Source organism: Candidatus Nitrospira neuquenensis (assembly GCF_979578155.1).
Genome location: NZ_CEFZDU010000001.1, coordinates 115,983 through 139,630 on the forward strand (window position 1 = coordinate 115,983; position 23,648 = coordinate 139,630).

23 protein-coding genes are annotated in these 23,648 nt (G+C 68.3%); 17 read left to right on the forward strand and 6 right to left on the reverse strand.

Annotated features, from left to right (window positions below):
- Positions 1 to 9 precede the first annotated feature (9 nt).
- The 3 genes from AC1U7O_RS00525 (at position 10) to AC1U7O_RS00535 (ending at position 5,214) form a co-directional block, all read left to right on the forward strand.
- Positions 10 to 1,629, forward strand: a complete 1,620-nt coding sequence (locus AC1U7O_RS00525; RefSeq protein ID WP_479892573.1) for an efflux transporter outer membrane subunit — start codon at positions 10 to 12, stop codon at positions 1,627 to 1,629.
- 257 nt (positions 1,630 to 1,886) lie between these two features.
- The gene (locus AC1U7O_RS00530; protein ID WP_479892575.1) at positions 1,887 to 3,815 is read left to right on the forward strand and encodes an ATP-binding protein; all 1,929 of its coding nucleotides are present in this window, start codon (positions 1,887 to 1,889) and stop codon (positions 3,813 to 3,815) included.
- Positions 3,816 to 3,819: 4 nt separating this feature from the next.
- Positions 3,820 to 5,214: a sigma-54-dependent transcriptional regulator gene (locus AC1U7O_RS00535; RefSeq protein WP_479892576.1), complete on the forward strand. Its 1,395-nt coding sequence runs from the start codon at positions 3,820 to 3,822 to the stop codon at positions 5,212 to 5,214.
- 3 nt (positions 5,215 to 5,217) lie between these two features.
- Here the strand turns inward: AC1U7O_RS00535 and AC1U7O_RS00540 are convergent, their stop codons facing one another.
- Positions 5,218 to 5,907, reverse strand: coding sequence for a winged helix-turn-helix transcriptional regulator (locus AC1U7O_RS00540; RefSeq protein WP_479892577.1), 690 nt, complete (start codon positions 5,905 to 5,907; stop codon positions 5,218 to 5,220).
- 369 nt (positions 5,908 to 6,276) lie between these two features.
- Between AC1U7O_RS00540 and AC1U7O_RS00545 the strand changes: the two genes are divergently transcribed.
- Entirely contained in the window at positions 6,277 to 7,818 is a 1,542-nt protein-coding gene (locus AC1U7O_RS00545; protein WP_479892578.1) for a porin, read from the forward strand.
- 17 nt (positions 7,819 to 7,835) lie between these two features.
- Positions 7,836 to 8,624: a carbonic anhydrase gene (locus AC1U7O_RS00550; protein ID WP_479892579.1), complete on the forward strand. Its 789-nt coding sequence runs from the start codon at positions 7,836 to 7,838 to the stop codon at positions 8,622 to 8,624.
- Here the strand turns inward: AC1U7O_RS00550 and AC1U7O_RS00555 are convergent.
- The 4 genes from AC1U7O_RS00555 to AC1U7O_RS00570 all read right to left on the reverse strand — a co-directional run bounded on the left by AC1U7O_RS00555 (position 8,542) and on the right by AC1U7O_RS00570 (position 13,134).
- On the reverse strand, positions 8,542 to 9,285 hold the full coding sequence (locus AC1U7O_RS00555; RefSeq protein ID WP_479892580.1) for a hypothetical protein: 744 nt from the start codon (positions 9,283 to 9,285) through the stop codon (positions 8,542 to 8,544). The genes AC1U7O_RS00550 and AC1U7O_RS00555 overlap by 83 nt on opposite strands.
- 22 nt (positions 9,286 to 9,307) lie before the next feature.
- Entirely contained in the window at positions 9,308 to 10,036 is a 729-nt protein-coding gene (locus AC1U7O_RS00560) for a hypothetical protein (RefSeq protein ID WP_479892581.1), read from the reverse strand.
- Between the two features lie 43 nt (positions 10,037 to 10,079).
- Complete coding sequence (locus tag AC1U7O_RS00565; RefSeq protein WP_479892582.1) at positions 10,080 to 11,204, reverse strand: PstS family phosphate ABC transporter substrate-binding protein; 1,125 nt, start codon at positions 11,202 to 11,204, stop codon at positions 10,080 to 10,082.
- Between the two features lie 130 nt (positions 11,205 to 11,334).
- Complete coding sequence (locus tag AC1U7O_RS00570) at positions 11,335 to 13,134, reverse strand: PAS domain S-box protein (protein WP_479892584.1); 1,800 nt, start codon at positions 13,132 to 13,134, stop codon at positions 11,335 to 11,337.
- A 279-nt stretch (positions 13,135 to 13,413) separates the two neighbouring features.
- On the opposite strand from AC1U7O_RS00570, the gene AC1U7O_RS00575 reads away from it, so the two are divergent.
- The 12 genes from AC1U7O_RS00575 (at position 13,414) to AC1U7O_RS00630 (ending at position 23,043) form a co-directional block, all read left to right on the forward strand.
- Entirely contained in the window at positions 13,414 to 13,611 is a 198-nt protein-coding gene (locus AC1U7O_RS00575; RefSeq protein ID WP_479892586.1) for a hypothetical protein, read from the forward strand.
- Between the two features lie 55 nt (positions 13,612 to 13,666).
- Complete coding sequence (locus tag AC1U7O_RS00580) at positions 13,667 to 14,050, forward strand: CBS domain-containing protein (RefSeq protein WP_479892587.1); 384 nt, start codon at positions 13,667 to 13,669, stop codon at positions 14,048 to 14,050.
- Between the two features lie 7 nt (positions 14,051 to 14,057).
- Positions 14,058 to 14,552: a phosphate-starvation-inducible PsiE family protein gene (locus AC1U7O_RS00585; protein ID WP_479892589.1), complete on the forward strand. Its 495-nt coding sequence runs from the start codon at positions 14,058 to 14,060 to the stop codon at positions 14,550 to 14,552.
- Between the two features lie 94 nt (positions 14,553 to 14,646).
- Positions 14,647 to 14,811 carry a hypothetical protein gene (locus tag AC1U7O_RS00590; RefSeq protein WP_479892590.1) on the forward strand — a complete coding sequence of 55 codons (165 nt, stop codon included), beginning with the start codon at positions 14,647 to 14,649 and terminating at the stop codon, positions 14,809 to 14,811.
- A gap of 363 nt (positions 14,812 to 15,174) precedes the next feature.
- The gene (locus tag AC1U7O_RS00595) at positions 15,175 to 16,194 is read left to right on the forward strand and encodes a PstS family phosphate ABC transporter substrate-binding protein (RefSeq protein WP_479892591.1); all 1,020 of its coding nucleotides are present in this window, start codon (positions 15,175 to 15,177) and stop codon (positions 16,192 to 16,194) included.
- 467 nt (positions 16,195 to 16,661) lie between these two features.
- A complete protein-coding gene (gene pstC, locus AC1U7O_RS00600) occupies positions 16,662 to 17,546 on the forward strand; it encodes a phosphate ABC transporter permease subunit PstC (protein ID WP_479892592.1) in 885 nt (294 codons plus the stop codon).
- Positions 17,546 to 18,469 (forward strand): phosphate ABC transporter permease PstA, encoded by a 924-nt coding sequence (gene pstA / locus AC1U7O_RS00605; RefSeq protein ID WP_479892593.1) that lies wholly within the window; start codon positions 17,546 to 17,548, stop codon positions 18,467 to 18,469. Before pstC ends, pstA begins: the two co-directional genes overlap by 1 nt.
- Positions 18,470 to 18,479: 10 nt before the next feature.
- On the forward strand, positions 18,480 to 19,271 hold the full coding sequence (gene pstB, locus AC1U7O_RS00610) for a phosphate ABC transporter ATP-binding protein PstB (RefSeq protein WP_479892595.1): 792 nt from the start codon (positions 18,480 to 18,482) through the stop codon (positions 19,269 to 19,271).
- A 68-nt stretch (positions 19,272 to 19,339) separates the two neighbouring features.
- Positions 19,340 to 19,996: a phosphate signaling complex protein PhoU gene (gene phoU / locus AC1U7O_RS00615; protein ID WP_479892596.1), complete on the forward strand. Its 657-nt coding sequence runs from the start codon at positions 19,340 to 19,342 to the stop codon at positions 19,994 to 19,996.
- Between the two features lie 62 nt (positions 19,997 to 20,058).
- Positions 20,059 to 21,609, forward strand: a complete 1,551-nt coding sequence (locus AC1U7O_RS00620) for a Ppx/GppA phosphatase family protein (protein ID WP_479892597.1) — start codon at positions 20,059 to 20,061, stop codon at positions 21,607 to 21,609.
- Positions 21,606 to 22,358 (forward strand): dTMP kinase, encoded by a 753-nt coding sequence (gene tmk, locus AC1U7O_RS00625; protein ID WP_479892598.1) that lies wholly within the window; start codon positions 21,606 to 21,608, stop codon positions 22,356 to 22,358. The genes AC1U7O_RS00620 and tmk overlap by 4 nt, the downstream gene beginning before the upstream one ends.
- The gene (locus tag AC1U7O_RS00630; RefSeq protein ID WP_479892599.1) at positions 22,336 to 23,043 is read left to right on the forward strand and encodes a dTMP kinase; all 708 of its coding nucleotides are present in this window, start codon (positions 22,336 to 22,338) and stop codon (positions 23,041 to 23,043) included. Before tmk ends, AC1U7O_RS00630 begins: the two co-directional genes overlap by 23 nt.
- On the opposite strand, the gene AC1U7O_RS00635 is transcribed toward AC1U7O_RS00630, so the two are convergent.
- Positions 23,040 to 23,540: a SixA phosphatase family protein gene (locus tag AC1U7O_RS00635; protein ID WP_479892600.1), complete on the reverse strand. Its 501-nt coding sequence runs from the start codon at positions 23,538 to 23,540 to the stop codon at positions 23,040 to 23,042. The genes AC1U7O_RS00630 and AC1U7O_RS00635 overlap by 4 nt on opposite strands.
- Positions 23,541 to 23,648: the final 108 nt, after the last annotated feature.

Here is a 23,648-nt window from a genome sequence, read left to right on the forward strand (position 1 = left end):
CCCTCCCCCATGACGCGCCCAGGTGCACGACCCGCGCGAGACTCCTCCCGCGTCCGGCGCGGCTGCGCGCCGCGCGCCGGTCTGGTCCTGCTGGCGCTCACCCTGTCGGCGTGCGGCGACTGGCTGCCGCACGTGGACCTGGCGCCCGCCTATCAACCGCCCCGCTACGTCGTGCCCGCCTCCTGGCGGGGGGCGAGCCCCTTCGTCGAGGCGCGGCCGTCGGATGGAGAGCTGCGCCCGGATTGGTGGACGCTGTACGAGGATCCGATTCTGAACGCGCTGGAGGAACAGGCCATGGCGGCCAACCCGGACCTGCAGGCCGCCGCCGAGCGGTTCGTCCAGGCCCGCGACATGATGATGAAGGCCCGCTCCCGCCGCATCCCGCACGCGGGACTGGGGTTCGACGCCTCGGGCAATAAGCAGTCCGCCAACGAGCTGTTTCGCGCCCCCGGCGAGGACACCTACGAATCGAGCGTGTCCGCCTCGGGGCTCGCGTCCTGGGAACCGGATTTCTGGTCGGCGATCCGCAACGCGACGCGCGTCGAAATCTACCGGGCCGAAGCGCGCGCCGCCGAGTACGGCCTCGCCCGCCTCAGCCTCCAGGCGGAAATCGCGGCGAACTATTTCACCCTGCGCGGCTTCGACGCCCAAGTCGCGATCTACGAGCAATCCATCGCCCTCTACCGACACTCGCTGGACCTCGTCAACGCCCAGTTCATGGGGGCCATCGCGTCGGCCCTCGACGTCGCCCGCGTCGAATCGTTGCTGTTCAGCACCGAAACGAAATTGGCGCAGGTCGAAGGCCAGCGCCAGGTCGCGGAACAAGCGATCGCCATCCTCGTGAACAGGGCCCCGGCCAGTTTCAGGATCGAGCCGGTCGCCGAGCTCCGCGTCGCGAGCTTCACGATCCCGCGCACCATCCCCTCCACCCTGTTGGAGCGCCGTCCCGACGTCGCCGCCATGGAACGCCGGATGGCCCAGGCGAACCGGGCCATCGGCATCGCCCGCGCCGCCTTTTTCCCGGACGTGAGGTTCCGGGCCGACGGCGGCTTCGAAGACGTCGGCTTCGACCTGTTCAAGCTCGCGAACAGTTTCTGGTCCTACGGCTCCCCCGTCGCGCTCCCGCTTTTCCAGGGCGGGTATCGCCGCGCCCAACTGCAGCAGGCCTGGTCCGCCTACCGCGAGACGGAAGACCGCTACCGCTCGACCGTGCTCAACGCCTTCCGGGAAGTGGAGAACAATTTGGTCCTGACGAACCGGCTCGCCGCCGCCGCCGACCGCCAGGACGCCGCCGTCGGGGCGTGGATCAAGACCCAGGAGCTGACCTCCGACCTCTACCAGGGCGGCCTGGCGTCGAGCCTCGAACTCATTTACGCGCAGGTCCAGGCGCTCGAAGCGCGGATCGACTCCGTGCGGATCAAGACCGACCTGCTGAAGTCCTCGGTGGCGCTCATCCGCGCGCTGGGCGGCGGCTGGACCCGCGGGCAGTTGCCCGCCGACGAGGAAATCCAGCCCTTCGACACGTTCCAGTACGTCAACCTCGACAAACCCCCGCCCGTCGGGGGCATCGACGTCACCGCGCCGAACAACTGGGTGAACAATGACTTGACCAAGCCGTCCGCGCCATGAGGCCCGTTCGTCGGCCGGCCCCTTCCGATGTCCCCGGCCGTACGCCGACCGCGTCTTCGTGGGCATAGGACCGCGGGGGGCCTCCTCTTCGGACGTCCGGACGATCCCGGCTGACGGCGCGGCCGGTCCCCTCGCCGCCATGTCACCGCACTCGCCGACCATCGTGAGCGCCGTCTGGGGGAGCCGCGAGGTCCTGGCGAAGTCCGGAGCGATCGAGTAAGATGCGGTCCGGCCGGTCTCCGCGTCGGGAGTGAGTCATGCACCGCCTGTTACGGCCGTTGAGCGACCTGCCGATCCGGCAGAAGCTCCTGCTGACCGCGATCATCCCGATCCTGGCGGTGGGGCTGCTCAGCGGCCTCACCTACCGGAGCGTGCAGACCTTCTCGGACGACGAGGAGCAGCTCAACAACATCTACCTGGTCCAGCGCCGCGCGGCGGAGTACCTGAGCCTGGCGATGGACCTCGAGGCGGGGTTCCGCGGCTACGTGCTGACCCAGCAGAAGCCCTTCCTGAAACCCTACCAGTCGGCGCACGGCCGCATCCTGTCGCTCGGGGACACGATCGAGTTCATGGTGCACGACCGCCAGGGGCAGCGCGAGGCCTTCGGCCAGGTCCAGCGGCTCGTGACGCGGTTGATCACGGAGAAGGACGAGCTGATCGCCGCCGTCGAGGCCGGCCGGGAAGCGGACGCCGTCCACTACATCGAGGAGGGCCGCGGGCGGGCCATCATGACCATCATCCGGGAGCAGATGGCGCGGTTCGACCGACTGGAGCAGGACCAGCTCAACGAGGCCCTCGCCCGCATCGCCCGGGACCGCGCCTCGATGATGACGGCCATTCTCGCTGACGGGGTGGTGACGGTCGCCCTGATGATCCTCGCGCTGCGGATCATCGCCCGCTCGATCACGGACCCCCTCGCCGGCCTGGCCCGGGCCGTCGGCTCCGCGACGGGCGGCGTCGTGCCGCAGGTGCCCGTGCTGGACCGCCGCGACGAGATCGGGCACCTCACCCGCGTCATGGCGGCCATGGGGGCGCAGATCCGTGATCACATCGTGCGCATCGAGAAATCCGAGGCCGAGCTGCGCATGGCCAACGCCTTCCTTTCCGCCTCGGAGGCCAAGTACCGGAGCATCGTGGACCACGCGCCCTTCGGCATCTTCACGACCAAGGGGATGGCCATGGTCTTCACGAACCGCTACAACTGGATCCTCGCCGGCCTCGACCCGGACCGAGACGACGATCCCGAACTGATCCGGGCGGCCTATCATCCCGAGGATCGCGACCGTGTACTCCGCGAATACGCGGAGGCCATCGCGCAGGATCGCCCCTATGAGACCATCTTCCGGTTCCTCCACAAGGACGGAAGCGTGCGCCGGGTCCTGAGCCGCCGCATTCCGATCAAGGACGCCGACGGCCGCACGGTCATGTACCAGGGCTTCAACATCGACATCACGGCCGTGACCGAGATGCAGACCCGGCTCAGCCGCGCCGAGCGGCTCGCCACGCTGGGCCAGGTGGCCGCCGGCATCGCCCACGAGATCCGCAACCCCCTGGTGGGCATCGGCTCGACGGCCTCGCTCCTGCGGGAGGACATGGACCCGGCCGACCCGCGGCGGGCGGACCTCGACGTCATCCTCGACGAGACGCGGCGGCTCGACCGGATCGTCAACCAGATCATCGACTACGTCCGCCCGCGGGCGCTCACCCCCGTGCTCTTCCCCATGGAGGAGCTCGTGCGCGAGACCCTGTCGCTGCTGAACTCCGCCGTCTCCGCCAAGCGTCTCAAGCTGGACGTCGCCTGCCCCCCCAACCTGCCCCCGGTCCAGGCGGACCGCGACCAGATCAAACAGGTCGTGCTCAACGTCGTGCGGAACGCCGTGGAGGCGCTGGGCGAGGGCGGGAAGATCGAGGTCGCCCTGGCCGCGTCCTCCCGCGACCAGGAGCCCGGGCTGCTCGTCCGGGTGCGGGATTGGGGGCCCGGTATTCCGACCGAGCACCTCTCGCGGATCTTCGAGCCCTTTTTCACGATGGGCAAGCCCCAGGGCACGGGGCTGGGGCTGGCGATCTGCCGCAATATCGTCGAGGCCCACCGCGGCCTGCTCCAGGTGGACAGCGAGCAGGGGGCCGGCACGACGGTCAGGCTCTGGCTCCCGTTGCGACAACCCGTTTCCCTCCCTACGGTGTGAGGCCATGGCCGCGACGATCTTCGTGACCGACGACGAGCCCGCGATCCGCTCCGCGATCCTCAAGCGGCTGTCCCGACGCCAGCACCGGGTATCCGGCTTCGAGTCGGGCGAGGCGCTGCTGGCGGCGCTCGACCAGGAGCAGCCGGACCTCATCCTGCTCGACCTGAAGATGGGCGGGATGACGGGGATCCAGACGCTCAAGGCCGCCCGACAGAAGGCTCCGCAGGCCCTGGTCATCCTGCTCACCGCCTACGGGACCGTCCAGGACGCGGTCGAGGCGATGAAGCTCGGAGCCTACGATTTCGTCATCAAGACGGTGGACCTGGACGGCCTCGAGCCGGTGCTGACCCGCGCCCTCGAGCTGCTGACGCTCCGCCGCCGCGTGGATTTCGAGCGCGAGCACGAGGGCGAGTCCTACCGCCTGGACCATCTCGTCACGCAGAGCCCCGCCATGCAGCAGCTCGTCGCCCAGGTCCGCGACGTGGCCCAGAATCCGAAGACCACCGTCCTCCTCCAGGGCGAAACCGGCACGGGCAAGGAATTCGTGGCCCGCGTGATCCACCACAACGGCGTGCGGGCGGCCGGCCCCTTCGTGGACGTCAACTGCACCGCGATCCCCCGCGAGCTGTTCGAGAGCGAGCTGTTCGGCTTCGAGCGCGGCGCGTTCACCGGCGCCGTCCAGCGGAAGCTCGGGCTGCTGGAGAAGGCCGAGGGCGGCACGCTGTTCCTCGACGAGATCGGCGACCTCGACCTCGCCATGCAGGCCAAGCTGCTCCGCGTGCTCCAGGACCGCGCCTTCCGCCGCCTCGGCGGGATGAACGACATCTCCGTGGACTTCCGGCTGATCGCCGCGACCAACCGCGACCTCAAGAAGGAGGTCGCCGCCGGCGCGTTCCGGGAGGACCTCTACTTCCGTCTCAACGTCGTCATGTTCGAGGTCCCGCCGCTGCGGCAGCGGCCCGAGGACATCTATCCCCTCTGCATGCGGGCGCTGGTGCGGTTCGGGAAAGAGATGGGGAAGGAGGTGCTGGAGATCGCCCCCGAGGCCCGGACCCTCCTGGAACGCTATGCCTACCCGGGGAACGTGCGCGAGCTACAGAACATCATCGAGCGGGCGCTGATCTTCTGCCACGGACGGACCCTGACCGCGGACTGCCTGCCGCGGGAGCTCCACGAACCGGCCAAATCCCCGGCCGTGTCGGTCGTCCGGGGCGGGGAGCCGCGCCTCCGGCTCGATGTCGCCGTCGGCGCGCAATCGCTCGCGGACATCGAGCAGGCGATCATCGAGGAAGTGATGCGGCTCGCCGGCCACAACAAGAGCCTCGCCGCCAAGCACCTGGGTCTCACCCGCTTCGCGCTCGACCGTCGCCTGAAGAAACTCGCCGACGGGGACGCCTGAACCTCAGTCCGCCCTCAGCTTGTACCCCACCCCGCGGAGGGTCACGAGCCGCGCCGGCTTCGGCGGATCGGCCTCGATCTTCTGCCGGATCGAATGGATGTGCACGTCGAGGGTGTGGTGCTCCAACGCCACGCTCTCCCCCCACACCTCGTTCACCAGATCATCCCGCGTGAAGACCCGCCCGGGATTCCGCATGAATGCGCGCAGGATGGCGAACTCCTTGGGCGTCAACTCGACCGGCCGCCCCGACACCTGCACCTCGTGGCGCTCTTCGTCAAGGTAGAGGTCCCCGACCTGGTACTGTGCGCGCTTGGCGGTCCGGAACCGCTCGCGCCGCAGGATCGCCCTGATTCGAGCGATCATCTCGCGGTACCCCTTCTGACAGAGGGATGCCGCCGCCCATTCATCGAGCTCGTCCACGCACACCTCTTCCGGACAATCCGCGCCGGGCGGCTGCACGGCGACCACCGCGATGCCCCGCAACGCCTGGTCACGGATGAGGTGGAACAGAGCCGGCTGTCGGCGATCCACCAGCACCAGCAGAGGGGAGGTCCGGCGGGCGGAGTCCAGCGCGGCGCCGGCGTCACGCACGATCGTCGTCGCACAGTTGTACTCGCCGAGGTGACGCCCGAGCGCCCGGCCGAAGGCGTCGTCGGCGGTCACGATCAGGACGGTGTCGCGTCCGGTCGCCATATCGCCCTTCCCCCCTCCCGCCGGCGAACATAGCCGCCCTCGGTTACGCATTGCTTCAGATACGGTCAACCTTCCGTTGCGTCGGCGTTACAAACGGGTAAACTCGTCCACCGCTGCGGGCCGCCCGGCTCCGCTTCCGGACGATTCGCCTTCCCCCCTACGCCCCCTCGCACGCACCCACGAAGCGATCCTTAACCGAAGATTGAGACAAGGCCGAAGGTCTGTTCACGGCCGTCGCGTACCGTGCGCCCGCACGCTGAATCTGTCCGGCAACTCACGCCAACCAGCGGAGGAGCGCACATGGAAGGGAGCACGCCGTGGTGGACGGCACTCGCGACGAGACCGCGTACCTTTTGGTTCACGCATGTCATGGGCCTTACCCTTATCGTGCTGATCGTGGGAGCACGCCCCGCGGCGGCGCAGGAGCCACACGAGAACCAGGGCGCCGGGGAGACGCTCACGACCCCGCCGGTGCCCGTCACGGATAAGGAGATTCCTCCCCTCTCCACGGGGCACCAGGGAGGTCCCCAGGCCCCCGGCGGCATGATCCAACGTCCCGACGCAGCGGTCGAGAGCGCCCCGATCGAGGACCTGCTGCTGGAGAAGGGCATCATTACCAGGGACGACTGGATGCGCATCAAGGCGGAGGAGGAGCGGCGGATCAGCGAGCGGTCGGTCGTCGCCGAATTCACGGGCAGCCCGCGCTGGTTCGAGCGGATCACCATGTACGGCTACGGCCAGTTCCGGTACAACCTCACGAACAACGGGCAGGTCGTGTCCTACCAGGACCGCTCGGTCGGCGACGCCGCGAACGGCGCGCAGCCCGGCTTTTTCTACCGCCGCATCCGTTGGGTCGTGACCGGGCAGGTATCGGACCACGTGGCCTTTTTCCTCCAGCCGGACTTCGCGAGCAACGTCAGCGGCAACACCCACGTCGCGTCGCTGCGCGATGCCTACGGCGACTGGATCTTCGACAAGGCCAAGGAATACCGGCTGCGGATCGGGCTCCAGCGCGTCCCCTGCTCCTTCGACAACTGGCAGGCCAGCCGCGTCCGCTTCGCCATCGACCGCGCCGACGCCACGAACAGTTGCGCCCCGAGCGAGCGCGACATGGGCATCTCCTTCATGTACACGCCCAAGATCGCCCAAGCGCGCTACAAGCAGATGATCGACTACATGTACGGACCCGGCGACTACGGCGTGTTCATGATCCAGGTGGACAACGCGGCGGGCAACAACGTCGCCGAGAACAACAAGAACAAACGGGTCAGCGTCCGCCTGTCTTGGCCCTGGGAGTTGCCCGGCGGCCGTCTGGTGGAGACCGGCATGAACGCCGGCTACGGCACCTGGCAGGTCAGCATGGGCACGCCGAACAGCGGCACGACGCTCTATTCGGTCAACTCCGCCGCCTGCGTCGGGGCCACCGCGGCGGCCTTCGCCAGCATGGGCTGCACCCAGTCCCGCAACTACCTGGACGAGCGGATCAACTGGTATATCTACATGCCGCCCCAGCCCTGGGGCTTCATCGCGGAGTGGGTCGTCGGCCGGGCCCCGAACCGGGACGGGCGCGGCGTCGTCAACGTCAACGCCTTCAACGGCGGCTACCTCCAGGTGCACTATCAATGGAAGTACTCGGATGTGGGTCTGGCCAACTTCTACAACCGCTGGCAGATCTACAACGGAGGCCTCAAGTTCCAGACCGGCGCGCCCAGCGACCGCATGCAGGAGAACGAGACCGGCGTCGCCTGGCAGCCGGACCCGCAGTGGGAGTTCACGGTGGCCTACACCTTCACGAACCGGAACAGCTACAACATGGTCTATGCCGGAACACAGACCGCCACGACGCCGGGCCGCCAGGTGGACGCCTACGGCAACCTGCTGCGGTTTCAGGTCAACTGGTTCTGGAACTGAGCCGAGACGAGGCCGGCATGGCACGACGAACGTCTCGTCAGCTCAATCTGCTCCGCCTCAGCCTTGGCCTGAATCTGGTCCTGCTCGCCACCTTCCTGGCCGGGTGGCTTGGACCCAACGTCAGGACGTCCTTCAATCCCGAGGTGGATCGGCCAGCCATCGCCGAGAGCGCGCGCGTGCACCCGCTGGCCGCGGTCATCGGGTCGGTGACGCTGGGCGAGCGGGTCTTCGTCGCGCCCGGCGCCTCGGTGCGGGGGGATGAAGGGCAGAACATCGTCGTCGGGGACGACAGCAACGTCCAGGACGGCGTCGTCATCCACGGGCTGGAAACCTTCGATGGCGGACGGGAACTGCTGGAGAACGAGGTGGAGGTCGGAGGCCGGCGGTATTCCGTCTACGTGGGCCGGCGCGTGTCGCTGGCCCACCAGGCGCAAGTCCACGGCCCGGCTTGCGTGGGAAGCGACACCTTCGTCGGCATGCAGGCTTTGGTCTTCCGGGCCAGGCTCGGCGACCACGTCGTGGTGGAGCCGGGGGCGAAGATCGTCGGGGTGACCATCCCCTCCCATCGCTACGTGCCGGCCCTCTCGCTCATCACGAGGCAGGAGGACGCGGACGCGCTCCCCCGCATCGATGGGGACTACCCCTACCGGAACCTGAACGCGGCCGTCGTCAGGGTGAACCGGCAGTTCGCCGACCCGGGCGCGGGACGCGCCGCGGAGGAGGCTACCGCGGTTGAAGGCCCCGGGCCGGACCGGACCGAGGAGCCGGTGAACGTGTGCTCAGGACCCGGCTCACGTCCACGATAACCACGTTATTCTCATCCGGATACCTCCAGGCAAACCCGGTCCGGTCGGGGTCCACCACGGCGTCCGGCGGCTCGTAGGCGATCGCGAAGCCGCCCCTGACGATCGGCAGGAGCGGATGGTCCCGCGCATCCATGTCGACCGCAACCGCCTCCTCGGCGGGGGCCGCATAGGGCCGGATCCGGTAATTGGCCATGACGAACAGGAGAACGCCCCCCTGGAGGAACATTCCCCCCGACGTCACGGTCTGCTGCCCGGTCACCTCTCCCGAGGCCCGGTAAAAGGTGACGATCTCGTGCGGGGAGGCCTTCGCAAAGGCGTCGGCGAGGTAGGGCGCCAGGCGCCGGACCTCGTCGGACGTGAAGGCCGGCACCGGCGCGATCGGATTGGTCGCCGTCGTCAGGGTGCCCGGCTCCTTCGTGACCCGAACCCCGGCCAGGAGCAAGGCGAGGTCCTCCACCGTGAGTTTGGCCGGGTGGGAGTGCAGCACCTCGGCCCGGCCGTCTGCTTCCAGCCTGATCGAGAGGGTCGCGTCCTGAAACAGGACCCTAGGAGGCGGGGCGACGGCGCAGCCTGCAAGGATCAGGGCGATGAGGCTCAGGGAGAGGGGCGGGGCCGAGGGGGGTGTCGGAGTAGTCGGCAGCGGGCCGTGCCTCCTGCTCATGCTCTCTCCACAGGTGTAACCATCACGGCCTGCGTGCCCCCTCCCCGGCGCCGGGGGCGCGCGGGCGCGGCTCGCTGGGGAACAGCTTGGCCAAGTCGACGATCACCAGCTTGGATTCGTCCATGTACCGCTCGTAGCCGTCCTTGCCCCTGAGCCGCTCGTTGGGGACCCAGGCCACGGCCGGGCTGAAACCGGCGCGGTACTGGTACCGCGCGATCGGCAGCATCGGCGTGTCCCTCGTTTCCACCTCGTACGTCGTCTCGTAGATCTTGGAGCTGGGGGAGGTATGCCAGTTCGCGAGGAACACGTACAGCTTCCCCCCGCGCACGAAGACCCCGCCGGAGGTGATCAGGTTACCCTGGGTCGGCGAGGGCATCGTGAGCCAGAAGGTCGCCATGTCCTTGGGCGAGGCCTTTCGCAGGGCTTCGCTCAGGTACATCGCCAGTTCCTTCACCTGCTTCGGGGTGAAGGCCGGGGTGCCCGGGGGCTCCCCGGTCACGACGCGCGCGACCTCGCCGGCCAGGATATTGCGCTCCTTCACCCAGACGCCGTCGAGGATCATCTCCAGGCGCTCGGGGGCGATCAGGACGGGATGGTCGTGCCCGGCTCCCGCCGCGACCGGATCGTAATCGATCCAGATCGAGTCGAGCCGGTCTTCGTAGACGACGATGGGCGGTGGCTCATGGACACAGCCGGCGGCTGCTCCACCCAGCACGAGACCGAACAGTGCAACGATGACCGTACGGGTCATGGAAGCGTCTCCGGTCAATCGTCGCAGTCCCCCTCTCCGAGGCTCACCGTTGCGCAGACGCCACGGGACCGGCCGGGCCATTCTGGCCCACTGCCACCTGAAGCCGTTGCAGATTCTTGGCGACCTCCACAGCAGGCAGCGGATAGACACCGGCCTTCACGACGACCTCCTGCCCCTCACGGCTGTTGATGAACTTCAAGAACTCGACCTCCTCGGGATCCTGCCGGTCCCCGGGGCTCAGGTTCGCGTAGAGGTACAGGGTGCGCCGCAGGGGATAGCTGCCCTTCGCCGTGCTCTCCGCGCTGGGTACCACATAGGGTTGGCCAGGCTTCTCGGCCAGCGGCACCATCCGAACAAAGGACGTGTGGAACCCGACCCCCGCATAGCCGATGCCGAGGGGGTCCTTGCTGATCGCCAGGACCAGTGAGGCCGACCCGGGCTGCTCCACCACCTCGTCGCGAAACTCGCCGCCGAGCAGGGCCTCCTCCTTGAAGAAGGAGCGGGTCCCCGACTGCTTGTCGCGGCCGTAGAGGTGGATGGGCTGCTGCGCCCACAGGGGCACGCCGACCTCGCCCCACGTGGTCGGGGCCCGGCCCCCGCCCCGGCGCCGGTCGCGGCCGAAGATCGCATCCACCTGCTCCAGAGTCAAGCCCTGGATCGGGTTGTCCTTGTTCACGTAGACCGCCACCGCGTCAAGGGCGATCGGAACCTCCACCGGATCGTAGCCGTGGCGCGAACGGAAGCTGGCCCGCTCCTCATCCGTCAGCCGTCGCGACGAGGCCAGCATCGCCACCTTCCCCGAGGCCTGGGGTCCCTGATAGTAGCCGTCGCCGCGGCGAATCTGGGCCTGGTCGCTGGTGAACTGGAGCAGGGCCTTCTCGGTCCCGCCGCCCAGCACGCCGATCTTCGCCTCCGGGTAGCGCTGCTTGAACGCCAGCGCAAGCTTCAACACGAGCGGCTGCATCGTGTCGGACCCCGCGATGACGAAGTTACCGGCGACTCGCCCCTGTTGGGCATAGGCCGGCAGCGCGACGTCCACCTCGGGCCGGTTCGTGGCGACGGGATGCTCGGCGCCGGCCATGGCGGCCATACCGAGGCAGGCAAGTCCGCCCAGCAGCGATCCCAGCCTGCCCGTCCGTCCCATCCTCCTCGTCGGTTCCTTGTCCATCGTCACGCCTCCAGGATAGGGGTTGGCCATGCACTCCTCCAGTCCGCCTGGCACACCCTACCTCCGCCCGATTGCCGATGCCTTACCACCCGATCAAAAGGTTGTAAATTCCTACGCCGATCGACCTCGATCAGTGGTGCTTGTTCCATCGCTTGTAGAAGCCGGGAAAGAGGATTTCCGCACAGGACGGACAGAGGTCCTGGCGAAAGTTCGCTTGCAAATGCTCGCACACCAGGTCCTCCAGCTCCCTCCACCGCCCCCGCGCGTCCCGCACCTTCTGGCAGCTTGAACAGAGGGGCAGCAACCCCTTCAACGTCTTGACCTTGGCCAGCGCTCCCTGCAACGCTTCGACGAGCCGCTCGCGCTCCGCTTCCGCTCGCTTCCTGACAAGCAACTGGCCGATCTGGCTTCCGACGGAGTCGAGCATCTTGAGGAGCTCCGCGTCCGGCGGCCGCGGCTCGCGGCTCGCCAGATCGAACACCCCGAGGACTTGGTCGTCGCACCGGACCGGGAACGCCAGTGCGCCGTGCAGGCGGTCCGATACGACGACGGCGCCCTGGACCGGGCTCTCATCGGCGTGGACATCCGGCACCCAGGCGGGCCGACCGGTCGTCCAGACGTGCCCCGGCAACCCCGCGCCGGGCGGACGGGTCGCCTGCCGACCGGCCCCGTCGAGAACCGGTTCCCCGTCGTTTCCCCGCCACCACAGGACCTCGCACCGCAGCAGGCCGGCCGCCGCGTCCACCGCCCAGTAGGCTCCGAGATCCCAATCCAGGCCGTCGCACAGGACCCGGAGCACCCGCCCGATCGTATCGGCCATGCCCGCCGACTCCGCCAGGATGCCGGTCACGGCGTACTGCACCGCCAGCCGCCGTTCGGCGACCTTCCGCTCGGTGATGTCCCGTCGCACGATCACCCCGCCCCGGGACCGGCCTTCGTCGTCGATGATGGGCCGCCCGCTGACGAGCGCCCACTTTCCCTCGGGCACTCCGTCGTTCCGGACGAAGACCTCGACGTTGTCCACGGATTCGCCGCGCACGGCCCGCATCAGCGGCAGCGCCTCCGCCGGATAGGGCGTGCGCCGGTCGGGCAAGTACAACCCGTAATGGGCGGGCCACTCGCGGAAGGGCAGGCCGTTCATCGGCAGGCCCCCGTGCTGATCCTCCGCCCCCCGGTTGAACAGGACCAGCCTCCCCGCCTCGTCGGCCACGATCACCCCGTCCGCGACGCTGTCCAGGACGGCGCGCAGGAGCCGGCTCTGCTCCTTCAGCGCCTGCTCCATTTCCTTCCGTTCCGTAATGTCCGCGGCGATCCCGACGATGCGGACGAGCTCGCCGCGCTCGTCGAGGACGGGATAGCCATGGTCCCACACCCATCGCACGGAGCCGTCCGGCCTGACGATCCGATACTCCACGTGGCTCGCCGCCTCGCGGTAGCGCTGGATCGCGCCGAGCGCGCGCGGGCGGTCGTCCGGATGAATCGCCTCGATCCAGGCGGTCGGCGACGCACGGAGGCTCTCGCGCGTGCGACCCCAGAGCCGCTCATACGCCGGGCTGACGTAGAGCGTCTCGGTGACCGACGGACCGGCCATCCAGAACACCTCCTGCACGGTGTCGGCCATCTGGCGGAACCGGGCCTCGCTCTCCTGCAACGCCGCCTCGGCGCGCTTGCGCGAGACGAGAAGGATCGCGACGACCCACATGACGGCGATGCCGACGGCGCGGTTAGACGCGGACACCCACTGCGGCACCGCGCTCGCGGGCAGGACAAACCGCAGGATCACGAGCACGGTGCAGGTCGAAGCGAGCGCGATGGGGACCCAGCGGAAGGGAAGCCACGCGGTCAGGAGCAGCGGAACGAGGTAGAGCGCCCAGACGGAATACCCCTTTGGCAGGAGGAGGTCGAGGGCAAAGACGGACGGGGTCAACACCCCGATCATCCAGGCCGGCAGGCTTCGGCTCCGCCGTATCCGCTCCGCGACGCTCAGCGCCCCGCCCTCCGCCGATGAAGATCTATTGTGCCACGATGCGCTGCGAACATTGCGAGCGGCTCCAGGCGGGGTTACATCGGCGTTAATTCCACGCGCCAAACGCAGTCACATGATTAACGGAAAGCTTACGAGCCGTTGACCGGGCCGGAACAGCCGGGCGGTAGCGTTGGCGGCGAAGGCTCGGGCGGCGACATCCGGCAGACAACCGTGGAAGGAGCCATGACCGCCATGCTGGACACCATCATGCTGATCGGACTGACCGCCGCGCTGCTCGCGCCGCTGGCCCATGCGCTGGCGACGCTGCGCGGCCTGAAGGGCAAACGCCTCTATCCGATCCTTCGCACGCGGACCCGCCGGCCCGGGCCGGTCACGCCGATCGCAGGTCTTGCGACCGGACGAAACGGACGCGGCGGCTGATGGCGGTGCGGTCCGTCGTCCGATGGAAGCGGTCCAACCCCAGGGAGGCACGACGATGGTCACGGTCAAGCACCTGATGAAGCAGGAACTGGTGTGGGTGGAAGCGGGCACCTCGGTCCACGACGCGGCGCGTCTCATGGGCGAGCACCGGATCGGTAGCCTGTTCGTCGAGCGTCGCGGCGAGATCGTCGGGATCGTCACCGAGCCGGACATCGTCCGGAAGGTCGTCGGCGCCAGCCAGGCGCCCTACTTCGTCCCGGTCGAGGAGATCATGAGCAGCCCGGTCATCGGCATCGAGCAGGGACGGCCGATCACCGAGGCGGCGGACCTGATGGAGCGGCACGGGACCCGCCACCTCGCCGTCACCAAGGCCGGCGAGATTATCGGCGTGCTCTCGGTGCGCGACCTGCTCCACCCGGTCTCGCTGGATGAGTTTTGAGGAAGACATGCGGACGCACCCCTCCGAATCGCCCGCCGCGACGCTTCCCTGGCAACGCCACGCGCTGCCCGCCTGGGGGACCAGGCTGCTCGCGACGGACCCGACGCTCCTGTGGACGAGGGGCATCAAGCTGGTGCTCAGCTTGATGATTCTGGCCATCCTGGCCGCGCTGGCCGGCGGGGCGATCAAGACGCTCACCGAGGTCCGGCTGCTCCTCGACCGCCCGGTCGAGGAGGCGCTCCGCCGGATCATCGTGGACACGCTGATTCTCCTGGCGGTCGTCGAATTGTTCAAGACGACGGTCACCTACTTCTCGGAGGGCCGCGTGAAGGTGACCTTCATCGTGGATACGATCCTGGTCGTGATGCTGACCGAGGTCATCTCGCAGTGGTTCAAGGGCGGGGAGCTGACGCACCTGGCGGTGCTGGGCGGCATTCTGCTGACCCTCGGCGTCATGCGGGTCTTGGCCGTGCGGTGCTCCCCCACCAACGGCGATCCGTGAGGACTGCCCCGCGAAATTAACCGTGCGGCAACCGGACGTTAACGCCCGCGACATACCGACGCGATAGACTTCATCCCGAAAGGAGGTGATCGAGATGCCACAGCCCCCCGTTACGCAGGATCGCCGGACGGCGTGGTGCCGAGGCGCGGCGGCGGATCACGACCGCACCGACCCGCGCCGGGCGCAGGCGCTCCGTCGCGCGCTCGACGAGGCCCTGTTCCGCGCCATCCACCGGGAGGTCGCCCGCGCCATCGGGTAACCTGCCGCCCCTTGCCTCCGCGGGCGCGCGCCCGTCGGGGCGTCCCCGCGGAAGAAGCGTCGCTCATGACAACGGACCATCCTCGCCAGGAAGCCCTCGTGCTGGACGCCCTCGGTCGAACGAAGTTCCTGACGATCGAGGAACTGGCCGCTGCCGCGGCTGAACTGAGGTGGAACGCACTCCTCCAGGCGGTGGATTCGCTCAGCCGGCGGGGCGATATCGTCCTTCGCCGCCAAGGCTTTTCATACCAACTGTCGGCCATCCGCCCCGCGTCAACGGCCGGGGCGCCGGAGTTGACATACCCTTCACGCCTCACCGATGTTCCCGCGTCGCGAACGGGCGGGAGTTGAGGAGGAAGACCGAATGAACGCTGTTCTCGTCAGGGGGTTGGTCGGCACGCTGATTGTCTCGGGGATGGTCGCGTGGACCACGCTCGCCTCTCGCGTCTCTCGATCGGCGGAGCCCTCGCTGATCAGGATCGACGGATCGAGCACGGTCTATCCGCCCACCGAGGCCGTTGCCGAGGAGTTTCAAAAAGCCGCACGGGGCGGCACCAGAGTCGTCGTCGGCATCTCCGGCACAGGGGGCGGGTTCAAGAAATTCTGCCGGGGAGAAACGGACATTTCGGATGCCTCCCGCCCGATCCTGAAGGAGGAAGCCGACCTCTGCCGCAAGAACGGGATCCGGTACTACGAGCTGCCCATCGCCTTCGACGCCCTCACCGTCGCCGTCAGTCCCCACAACACCTGGGTCACCTCGCTCACCGTCGCCGAGCTCAAGGCTATGTGGGAGCCGGCGGCCCAGGCTCGGATCACCAGGTGGAACCAGGTGCGCCCGGATTGGCCCGACGTGCCGCTGGCGCTGTTCGGCGCCGGCTCCGATTCGGGGACCTTCGACTACTTCACCGAAGCCGTCGTGGGCAAAGCCAAGGCCAGCCGGGGCGATTACACGGCCAGCGAGGACGACAACGTGCTGGTCCAGGGCATCGAAAGCAACAAGCACGCGCTCGGGTATATTCCCTTCGCCTATTATGCCGCCCACGCGGGCAGGCTCAAGGCCGTGGCCATCGACGCAGGCCAGGGACCGGTCCTGCCGAGCCTCGAGAACGTGACCAAGGGCCGCTACCACCCCCTCTCTCGTCCTCTGTTCATCTACGTGAAAGAGGCGGCCGCCACGCGTCCGGAGGTCAGGGCCTTCGTCGAATACTACCTGACGCAGGGCCCCAAGCTGATCGCGGAGGTGGGCTATCTCCCCCTGCCGGACCGCGCGTACAAGATGGGGCTCGACCGATTCCGAAGCGGCCGGCTCGGCAGCGGCTTCAGCGGGGTCCCCGAAGTGGACTTGCCGGTAGAGGAGATCCTCAACCGTCCCCCGAAGCTCTAGCAGGTTGCGGAAAAACCGTTTTGCGCCGCCTGGAATACCCGAGGAGACGGCGTCACCGAGCAGAATGTTCAAACAGGCCGTCCAGCCAGGCTGCCTGCCCGTCGGCAGGCAGGCGGCGAGCGAAGAGGCGAGGCGTACTCTTTGCCGTCCGTTGAGCCTCCGAGCGACGCGAGCACGCCGCTGGTGGACGTTTTCAATATCCGGCTGCTGTGGCGTCCCACAAGTTCGTGGCCTCGTCATGCCGGCGGAAGTTTACCCCGGACATGTTCAATCCGGGGCCGGTATCCAGGATCCTTCTACGTCCCTGGATTCCGGCTCACGGCCGCTCAGCGGCCTTGGCCGGAAGGACAAAAGGAATTTCCGGGACACGGCGCTCGCGCAATCCCGCGCGATGGAGGGTTGACTCGTTGCTCGCCGTGCGGGAATCGGCAGGAACACGAGAGGTCCGCGTCGAGACACCGGCGTCGGTGGCCCGGCGCCGCCGGGTTCGCGAGCGCGTGATCGAAGGCGCCTTGCGCCTCGCGGCGTCGGTCTCCATCGCGACGACGGTGGCGATCATCGTCGTGCTCCTGTACGAATCGCTCGGCTTTTTCCAGACGGTCCCGCTCCACTCGTTCATGACCGATACCCTGTGGACCCCCCTGTTCGCCGACCCGCACTACGGCATCCTGCCGCTGCTGGCCGGCACGCTCGTTACCAGCAGCGTGGGGCTCCTCGTGGCGGTCCCCCTGGGCACGGTCGCCGCGATCTATCTGTCCGAGTTCGCCCCGGTGCGGCTGCGGGAGCTGGTCAAGCCCCTGCTGGAGCTCCTGGGCGCCATGCCGACCATCGTCTACGGCTACTTCGCCCTGCTGGTCGTCACCCCCTCCCTACAGATCATCCGGCCCGACCTCCCGGGCTTCAACATGCTCGGTCCCGGTCTGGTCATCGGCGTCATGATCATGCCGTTCGTCATCTCGCTGAGCGAGGACGCGATGCGCGCGGTCCCGATGGCCCTCCGGGAAGGCTCCTACGCGATGGGCGCCACCCGCCTGCAGACCGCCCTGCGGGTCGTGGTGCCGGCAGCCCTGTCCGGCCTGGTCGCGGCCTACGTCCTGGGGGTCTCGCGCGCGGTCGGCGAGACGATGGTGGTGGCGATCGCGGCCGGGCAGAACCCGCGCCTGACGTGGAATCCGATGGAGCCGGCCGCGACCATCACAGCCTATATCGTCCAGGTCGCGCTCGGCGACCTGCCGCACGGAAGCCTCGGCTACCGGAGCATCTTCGCGGCGGGGCTGGTCCTCGCGCTCCTGACCCTGCTCTTCAACATCCTGGGCCATCTGCTGCGCAACCGGTTCCGCGAGGTCTATTGATGCCGCCCCCCGCGTCAGCGCCGCCCCGACGGTCCCCGCTCCGGCGCAGGCTCGCCGAACGGGCCTTCATCGCCCTGGGACTGTGCGCCCTCGCTGTGGGAGTCTTCACGCTGGTGCTGCTGTTCGGCCGGCTCGTGGTGGACGGGATCGCCCGGCTCGACTGGCAATTCCTGACCTCCTACCCCTCCCGCCGCGCCCCCCAGGCGGGGATCCTCCCCGCCTGGGTGGGGTCCGGCCTGGCCATGCTGCTCACGGCGCTCATCGGCGTCCCGCTCGGCGTAGCGGCGGGGGTCTACCTGGAGGAGTACGCCGGGAAAACTTGGCTGACGCACGTGATCGAGGTGGCGGTGACGAACCTGGCCGGCGTCCCGTCGGTCATCTACGGGCTGCTGGCGTTGGGCCTGTTCGTGCACGTCCTCGGACTGGGCGAAAGCCTCCTCGCGGCCGGCCTGACGCTCGCCCTGCTCATCCTGCCGATCGTCATCGTGGCGACGCGCGAGGCCATCCGGGCCATCCCGGTGGAGGTCCGGGAGGCCGCCTATGCCCTGGGCGCGACCCGATGGCAGACCGTCTCGCACCACGTCCTACCCTACTCCACGGCGGGGATCCTGACCGGGGTGATCCTGGCGTTGAGCCGCGCCATCGGCGAGACCGCTCCGGTCATCACGATCGGGGCCCTGACCTTCATCGCGTTTCTGCCGCCGGCTCCGCTCACCGCGGACCCGCCGTTTGTGTCGTTCGAATGGCTGTTCTCGCCGTTCACCGTGCTGCCGATCCAGATGTTCACGTGGGTGTCGCGGCCCGGCACGGAGTTTCTGGCGAATGCGGCGGCGGCGGGGATCGTCCTGGTCGTGATGACCCTGGTCATGAACGGGGCGGCGATCTGGCTGCGCCACCGCATGCGCCGGCGGATTCACTGGTAGGCGGACGGGCATGCACACGGGCACGCCGGATGACCTGCCGGAGACGCTCAAGGCGGAGACCCGCGCGCTGAGCTTCTCCTACGACCGCCGCCCGACGCTGCACGCCATCACGATGCCGATCGCCGAGTGCCGGATCACGGCCCTGATCGGCCCGTCCGGTTGCGGCAAGTCTACCTTCCTGCGATGCTTCAATCGCCTGCACGACCTCTACGCCGGGAACGGCTACGGCGGGGAAATCATCCTGTACCCGGACAAGCGCAACATCCTGTCTCCCGACGTGGACCCCATCGACGTGCGGATGCGGATCGCGATGGTGTTCCAGAAGCCCAACCCGTTTCCCAAGTCGATCTACGAGAACGTGGCCTACGGCCTCCGGGTCCGGGGCGTGACGGCGCGGAGCCTGCTGGACGACAAGGTGGAGCAGGCGTTGCGGAGCGCGGCGCTGTGGGACGAGGTCAAGGACCGGCTGGCGGCGCGGGCGTTCTCCTTGTCCGGCGGCCAGCAGCAACGGCTCTGCATCGCGCGGGCCCTCGCGACGGACCCGGAGATGCTGCTGCTCGACGAGCCGACCTCCGCGCTCGATCCGATCGCGACGGCCAGCATCGAGGAACTGCTGCTGACCCTGAAGCAGCGGGTGACCATCCTGATCGTGACGCACAACATGCAGCAGGCCGCGCGGGTGTCCGATTGGGCGGCCTTCATGTACCTCGGCGAGCTGGTGGAGTTCGGCGCGACTCAGCGCCTGTTCACGAACCCGAGCCGGAAGCAGACCGAGGACTACATCACCGGCCGGTTCGGCTGAGCGCGGGCGGGAACCGCCGCCCGGGGCCCCGAGCGGATCACCGGAGACCGACCATCGGGAGCGAGCCTATGCAACGCCATTTCGACGAGGAGCTGGGCGAGCTGAAGAAGAAGCTGCTGCGCATGGCGGCCCTCGCGGAGGATCAGATCACCAAGGCACTCTCCGCGCTGGTCTCCCGGGACTCCGGCCTCGCCGGACGGGTGATCGAACGGGACCACGAGGTCAACGCGCTGGACGTCGAGATCGACGAGGATTGCATCAGGCTCCTGGCCTTGCACCAGCCGACGGCGGGAGACCTCCGATTCATCACGACCGCGATGAAGATCGCCACGGAACTCGAGCGCATCAGCGACCTGGCCGAGAACGTCTGCGAGCGCGCAATCGAGCTGAACGAGGAGCCCCAACTCAAGCCCTACCTCGACATTCCCCGCATGGGCGACTGGGCGCTCACGATGGTCAAGGAGAGCATCGACGCCTTCGTGCGGGCGGACGCCGGCCTGGCGCGCAAGGTCCTGAAGGACGACGACTTCGTGGACGACCTCATGCACCAATTGTTCCGGGAGCTCCTGTCCTTCATGCTGGAGGACCCCCGGACGACCTCCCGCTCGATCCGGCTGACCTTCGTCGCCAAGTACCTGGAGCGCATCGCCGACCATGCGACCAACGTCGCCGAGCTCGTGGTCTACATGGTGGAAGGCAAGATCATCCGGCACACCGCGCCCTGACGCCGTTCGGACCGCTTGCGGAGCCGATTGACTTGGCCGGGCCCTCCCTCTAAGCTCCCCCCATGGCGCGACTCGCCGTCCTCGACATCGGCACCAACTCGATCCACCTCGTCCTGGCGGAGGTCCAGCCCGACGGCGCCTACAAGATCCTCGACCGCTTCAAGGACATGACCCGCCTCGGCGACGGCGCCTTCAAGACGCACCGGCTGACGGAGGCTGCCATGGCGCGGGGGCTGGAGGTCGTCCGCACGCTGGCCCTGCTCGCTCGCAACAAGGGCTACGACCGCATCGAGGCGGTCGCGACCAGCGCGGTCCGGGAGACCGTCAACGGCGGCGAGTTCATCGAGGCAGTGGCCCGGCAGACCGGCCTGACCGTCCGCGTCGTGACCGGGGAGGAGGAGGCCCGGCTCATCTACCTGGGCGTCCGGCACAGCATGGACCTGTCCCGCCGGCCGATCATGGTGGTGGACGTGGGCGGCGGCTCCGTGGAGTTGATCGTCGGCAACCGGGATGCCATGATACGGGGCCAGAGCCTCAAGCTCGGCGCCATCCGGCTGAAGGACCTCTACCTCCGGAAGGACCCGCCGAGCGGGTCCATGCGGCGGGCCATGCAGGCGGCCATCGACGCGCAGCTCGACGAGGCCTTCCGGCGGATCAAGACGAAGACGTTCGACCGGCTCGTGGGCACCTCCGGCATGATCGCCAACCTGGCCGAGATCATTCACCTGCAACGCACGGGCCGCCCCCTGCCACAGGTCAACATGGCGACCGTGTCGCTCAAAGACGTCTCGGGCATCGAGCGGCGGCTCATGCGCGCTCCCTTCAAGGAGCGGCTCACGATCCCGGGGCTGGACCCCAAGCGCGTGGACACGCTCTACCCGGCCACGGCCGTCGTCCGCACGCTCATGGAGCGGACGGGGCAGGAACAGCTCACGCTCAGCGACAAGGCGATCCGCGAGGGCCTCATCTACGACTTCATCGAGCGCCACCGCGAGGGCATCAAGGCCGAGCAGGAGATCCCCAACGTCCGCCGCCGGAGCGTGCTGCACCTGGCGGAGGCCTGCCGCTATCCCAAGGCCCACTCGCACCACGTCGCGATGCTCGCGCTCCAACTTTTCGACCAGACCAAGCCGCTGCACGGGCTCGGCGAGCTGGAGCGGGAATGGCTCGACTACGCGGCGCTGCTGCACGACGTGGGCTACCTGATCAATTCGCGGCAGCACCACAAGCACGCCTACTACCTCATCAAGAACAGCGACCTCGCCGGACTGGCGGCGGAGGAGATCGAGATGATCGCCGCCGTCGCCCGCTACCACCGGCGCGCCCTGCCCCGCGACGCCCACGAGCAGACCCGGGACCTCTCGCCGCGCCGGCGCCGCGTGCTGGAGATCCTGAGCGCGCTGCTGCGGATCGCCGACGGGCTGGACCGCAGCCAGTTCTCGGTGATTCAAGGCCTGCGGGTGCGGCTCGGCCGTCCGGTGACGGTGACGCTCCAGACCGCCGGCGACCCGGAGCTGGAAGTCTGGGCCGCGCGCAACCGCGCCGATCTGTTCGAGAGGGTCCTCAAGCGCCGCGTGCAGTTCGCCGTCCAGCGCCAGGGAGCCCGCTCATGAGCCAGGCCCGCATCACCTTCGACCAACCCCACCCCTATCCCGGCAAGCTGATCATCGTCGAGGGCATCGACGGGTCTGGCAAGAGCACCCAGTTGCTGCTGCTCCAGAAATGGCTCGCGGCCAAGGGCTTCAGCGTCTTCTTCACCGAATGGAACTCCTCCGAGCTCGTCCGCGAGACGACCCGCCGCGGGAAGAAGAGTAAGGCGCTCACGCCGACGACCTTCAGCCTGCTGCACGCGACGGACTTCGCCAGCCGTCTGTACCACGACATCCTGCCGCCGCTGAAGGCCGGGATGCTGGTCTTGGCCGACCGCTACGCCTACACGGCCTTCGCCCGCGACGCCGTGCGCGGCGTCTCCCGCGACTGGGTGCGGAAGGTCTACAACTTCGCCGTCCGGCCCGACCTGGCCTTCTACTTCCGGGTGCCCATCGAGGTAGCGATCGACCGCCTCTTGGGCGGCACGCGCGCCCAGCTCAAGTACTACGAGGCCGGCATGGACATGGGGCTGAGCCAGGACCAGACGGAGAGCTTCCGGATCTTCCAGGGCCGGATCCTGGCGGAGTACGACAAGATGGTGGACGAGTACGGGCTCATCCCGATGGACGCGACCAAGACGATCGAGGAGCAGCAGGAGCACATGCGCCGGGTGGTGGCCAAGGCGCTGGAGCACTACCGCCCCAAGCGAGGCACGCATGGAAAACGCGCGTCGGTATTTTGGCGACGGTTTGCCGTACCTCAATCTGAGTGACCTCAAGGGCAGGCTGATCGCGATCGAGGGGACCGACGGCGTCGGCCGCTCGACCCACATCGAGATGCTTCAGGAATGGCTGGAGGTGCAGGGCTACGGCGTCGTCACGACCGGCTGGACGCGCTCCAACCTCATGTCCAAGACGATCGAGATGGCCAAGCAGGGCAACATCCTCGACCGCTGGTCCTTCAGCCTGCTCTACGCGACGGACTTCGCCGACCGGCTGGAGCATCAGATCATCCCGGCCCTGCGCTCGGGGTTCATCGTCCTGGCCGACCGCTACATCTACACGGCCTTCGCCCGCGACACGGTGCGCAGCGGCGACCGGCAGTGGATCAGGAACGTCTTCGGCTTCGCCGTCGTCCCCGACCTGGTCTGCTACCTGCGGATCGACGTGGACACGCTCGTCCTGCGCGTGATCGAGACGAAGGGCATGAACTTCTGGGAGTCGGGGATGGACATGAGGCTCGGCGGGGACCTCTACGACAGCTTCAAGAAGTACCAGGGGCTGCTGATCGAGGAGTTCGACAAGATGGCCGAGGAGTTCGGCTTCGAGGTGGTGGACGCGCGCAAGACGCCGGAGGAGATCCAGGACGCGCTGCGCGCGAAGATCGCCCCGCTCCTCGCCAACGGCGAGGCCGCGGCGAAGCCCGCGTCCGCCCTCGAGGAGCAGACGCCCGGCTAGCCGCCGAGCCGGCGCAGCGGGCCGGGGCCCAGCCACCAGGCCAACTGGCCCCGTCCCGCCTTGGGCACCCCTTCGAAACGGATCAGGCCGCCGCCCGCTTTCTTGAGAAAGAGCCCGGCGACCGGCTTGCCGAACAGCATCACGCCAGCCGCCTCGCCGAGATGCGGCTCGTGGCCGACGCACAGCACGCAGGCCTTCTCCGGCATCGCGGCCAGGACACCCAGCAGCTTCTCCGGCGGGGCCTCGGGCCGCAGCTCCGCGCAGACCTTGATCTCGGCCTTGAGCCGCATCGCGTCGCGGAGGACCTCGGCCGTGTCCCGGGCGCGCAGGTAGGGACTCGACAGGATGTGGGTCGGGGCGACATCCAGCCAGAGGAGCCCCGCCGCCGCCTCCTTGGCCCGCGCCGCGCCCTTGGGCGTGAGCGGCCGCTCTGCGTCGTCACGTTCCCAGTCCTCCCGGTCCACCGCGATCCCGTGCCGAAACAAGACGCAGTCCATGGGGCCTCCAAGGCCGGTGATCCTAGCACAGCCGGCCGCCCGTCCCAAAGCGGTCGTATTGAGTCATCTAAAATCTTACCGAGAGACAGATCGTTGCGTCATTTGTAA

Bases quoted from the DNA above. Each gene is read 5' to 3' on its own strand.
- AC1U7O_RS00525 (WP_479892573.1), top strand. From the start codon at position 10: ATGACGCGCCCAGGTGCACGACCCGCGCGAGACTCCTCCCGCGTCCGG.
- AC1U7O_RS00530 (WP_479892575.1), top strand. From the start codon at position 1,887: ATGCACCGCCTGTTACGGCCGTTGAGCGACCTGCCGATCCGGCAGAAG.
- AC1U7O_RS00535 (WP_479892576.1), top strand. From the start codon at position 3,820: ATGGCCGCGACGATCTTCGTGACCGACGACGAGCCCGCGATCCGCTCC.
- AC1U7O_RS00540 (WP_479892577.1), bottom strand. From the start codon at position 5,907: ATGGCGACCGGACGCGACACCGTCCTGATCGTGACCGCCGACGACGCC.
- AC1U7O_RS00545 (WP_479892578.1), top strand. From the start codon at position 6,277: ATGGGCCTTACCCTTATCGTGCTGATCGTGGGAGCACGCCCCGCGGCG.
- AC1U7O_RS00550 (WP_479892579.1), top strand. From the start codon at position 7,836: ATGGCACGACGAACGTCTCGTCAGCTCAATCTGCTCCGCCTCAGCCTT.
- AC1U7O_RS00555 (WP_479892580.1), bottom strand. From the start codon at position 9,285: ATGAGCAGGAGGCACGGCCCGCTGCCGACTACTCCGACACCCCCCTCG.
- AC1U7O_RS00560 (WP_479892581.1), bottom strand. From the start codon at position 10,036: ATGACCCGTACGGTCATCGTTGCACTGTTCGGTCTCGTGCTGGGTGGA.
- AC1U7O_RS00565 (WP_479892582.1), bottom strand. From the start codon at position 11,204: ATGGACAAGGAACCGACGAGGAGGATGGGACGGACGGGCAGGCTGGGA.
- AC1U7O_RS00575 (WP_479892586.1), top strand. From the start codon at position 13,414: ATGACCGCCATGCTGGACACCATCATGCTGATCGGACTGACCGCCGCG.
- AC1U7O_RS00580 (WP_479892587.1), top strand. From the start codon at position 13,667: ATGGTCACGGTCAAGCACCTGATGAAGCAGGAACTGGTGTGGGTGGAA.
- AC1U7O_RS00585 (WP_479892589.1), top strand. From the start codon at position 14,058: ATGCGGACGCACCCCTCCGAATCGCCCGCCGCGACGCTTCCCTGGCAA.
- AC1U7O_RS00590 (WP_479892590.1), top strand. From the start codon at position 14,647: ATGCCACAGCCCCCCGTTACGCAGGATCGCCGGACGGCGTGGTGCCGA.
- AC1U7O_RS00595 (WP_479892591.1), top strand. From the start codon at position 15,175: ATGAACGCTGTTCTCGTCAGGGGGTTGGTCGGCACGCTGATTGTCTCG.
- pstA (WP_479892593.1), top strand. From the start codon at position 17,546: ATGCCGCCCCCCGCGTCAGCGCCGCCCCGACGGTCCCCGCTCCGGCGC.
- pstB (WP_479892595.1), top strand. From the start codon at position 18,480: ATGCACACGGGCACGCCGGATGACCTGCCGGAGACGCTCAAGGCGGAG.
- phoU (WP_479892596.1), top strand. From the start codon at position 19,340: ATGCAACGCCATTTCGACGAGGAGCTGGGCGAGCTGAAGAAGAAGCTG.
- AC1U7O_RS00620 (WP_479892597.1), top strand. From the start codon at position 20,059: ATGGCGCGACTCGCCGTCCTCGACATCGGCACCAACTCGATCCACCTC.
- tmk (WP_479892598.1), top strand. From the start codon at position 21,606: ATGAGCCAGGCCCGCATCACCTTCGACCAACCCCACCCCTATCCCGGC.
- AC1U7O_RS00635 (WP_479892600.1), bottom strand. From the start codon at position 23,540: ATGGACTGCGTCTTGTTTCGGCACGGGATCGCGGTGGACCGGGAGGAC.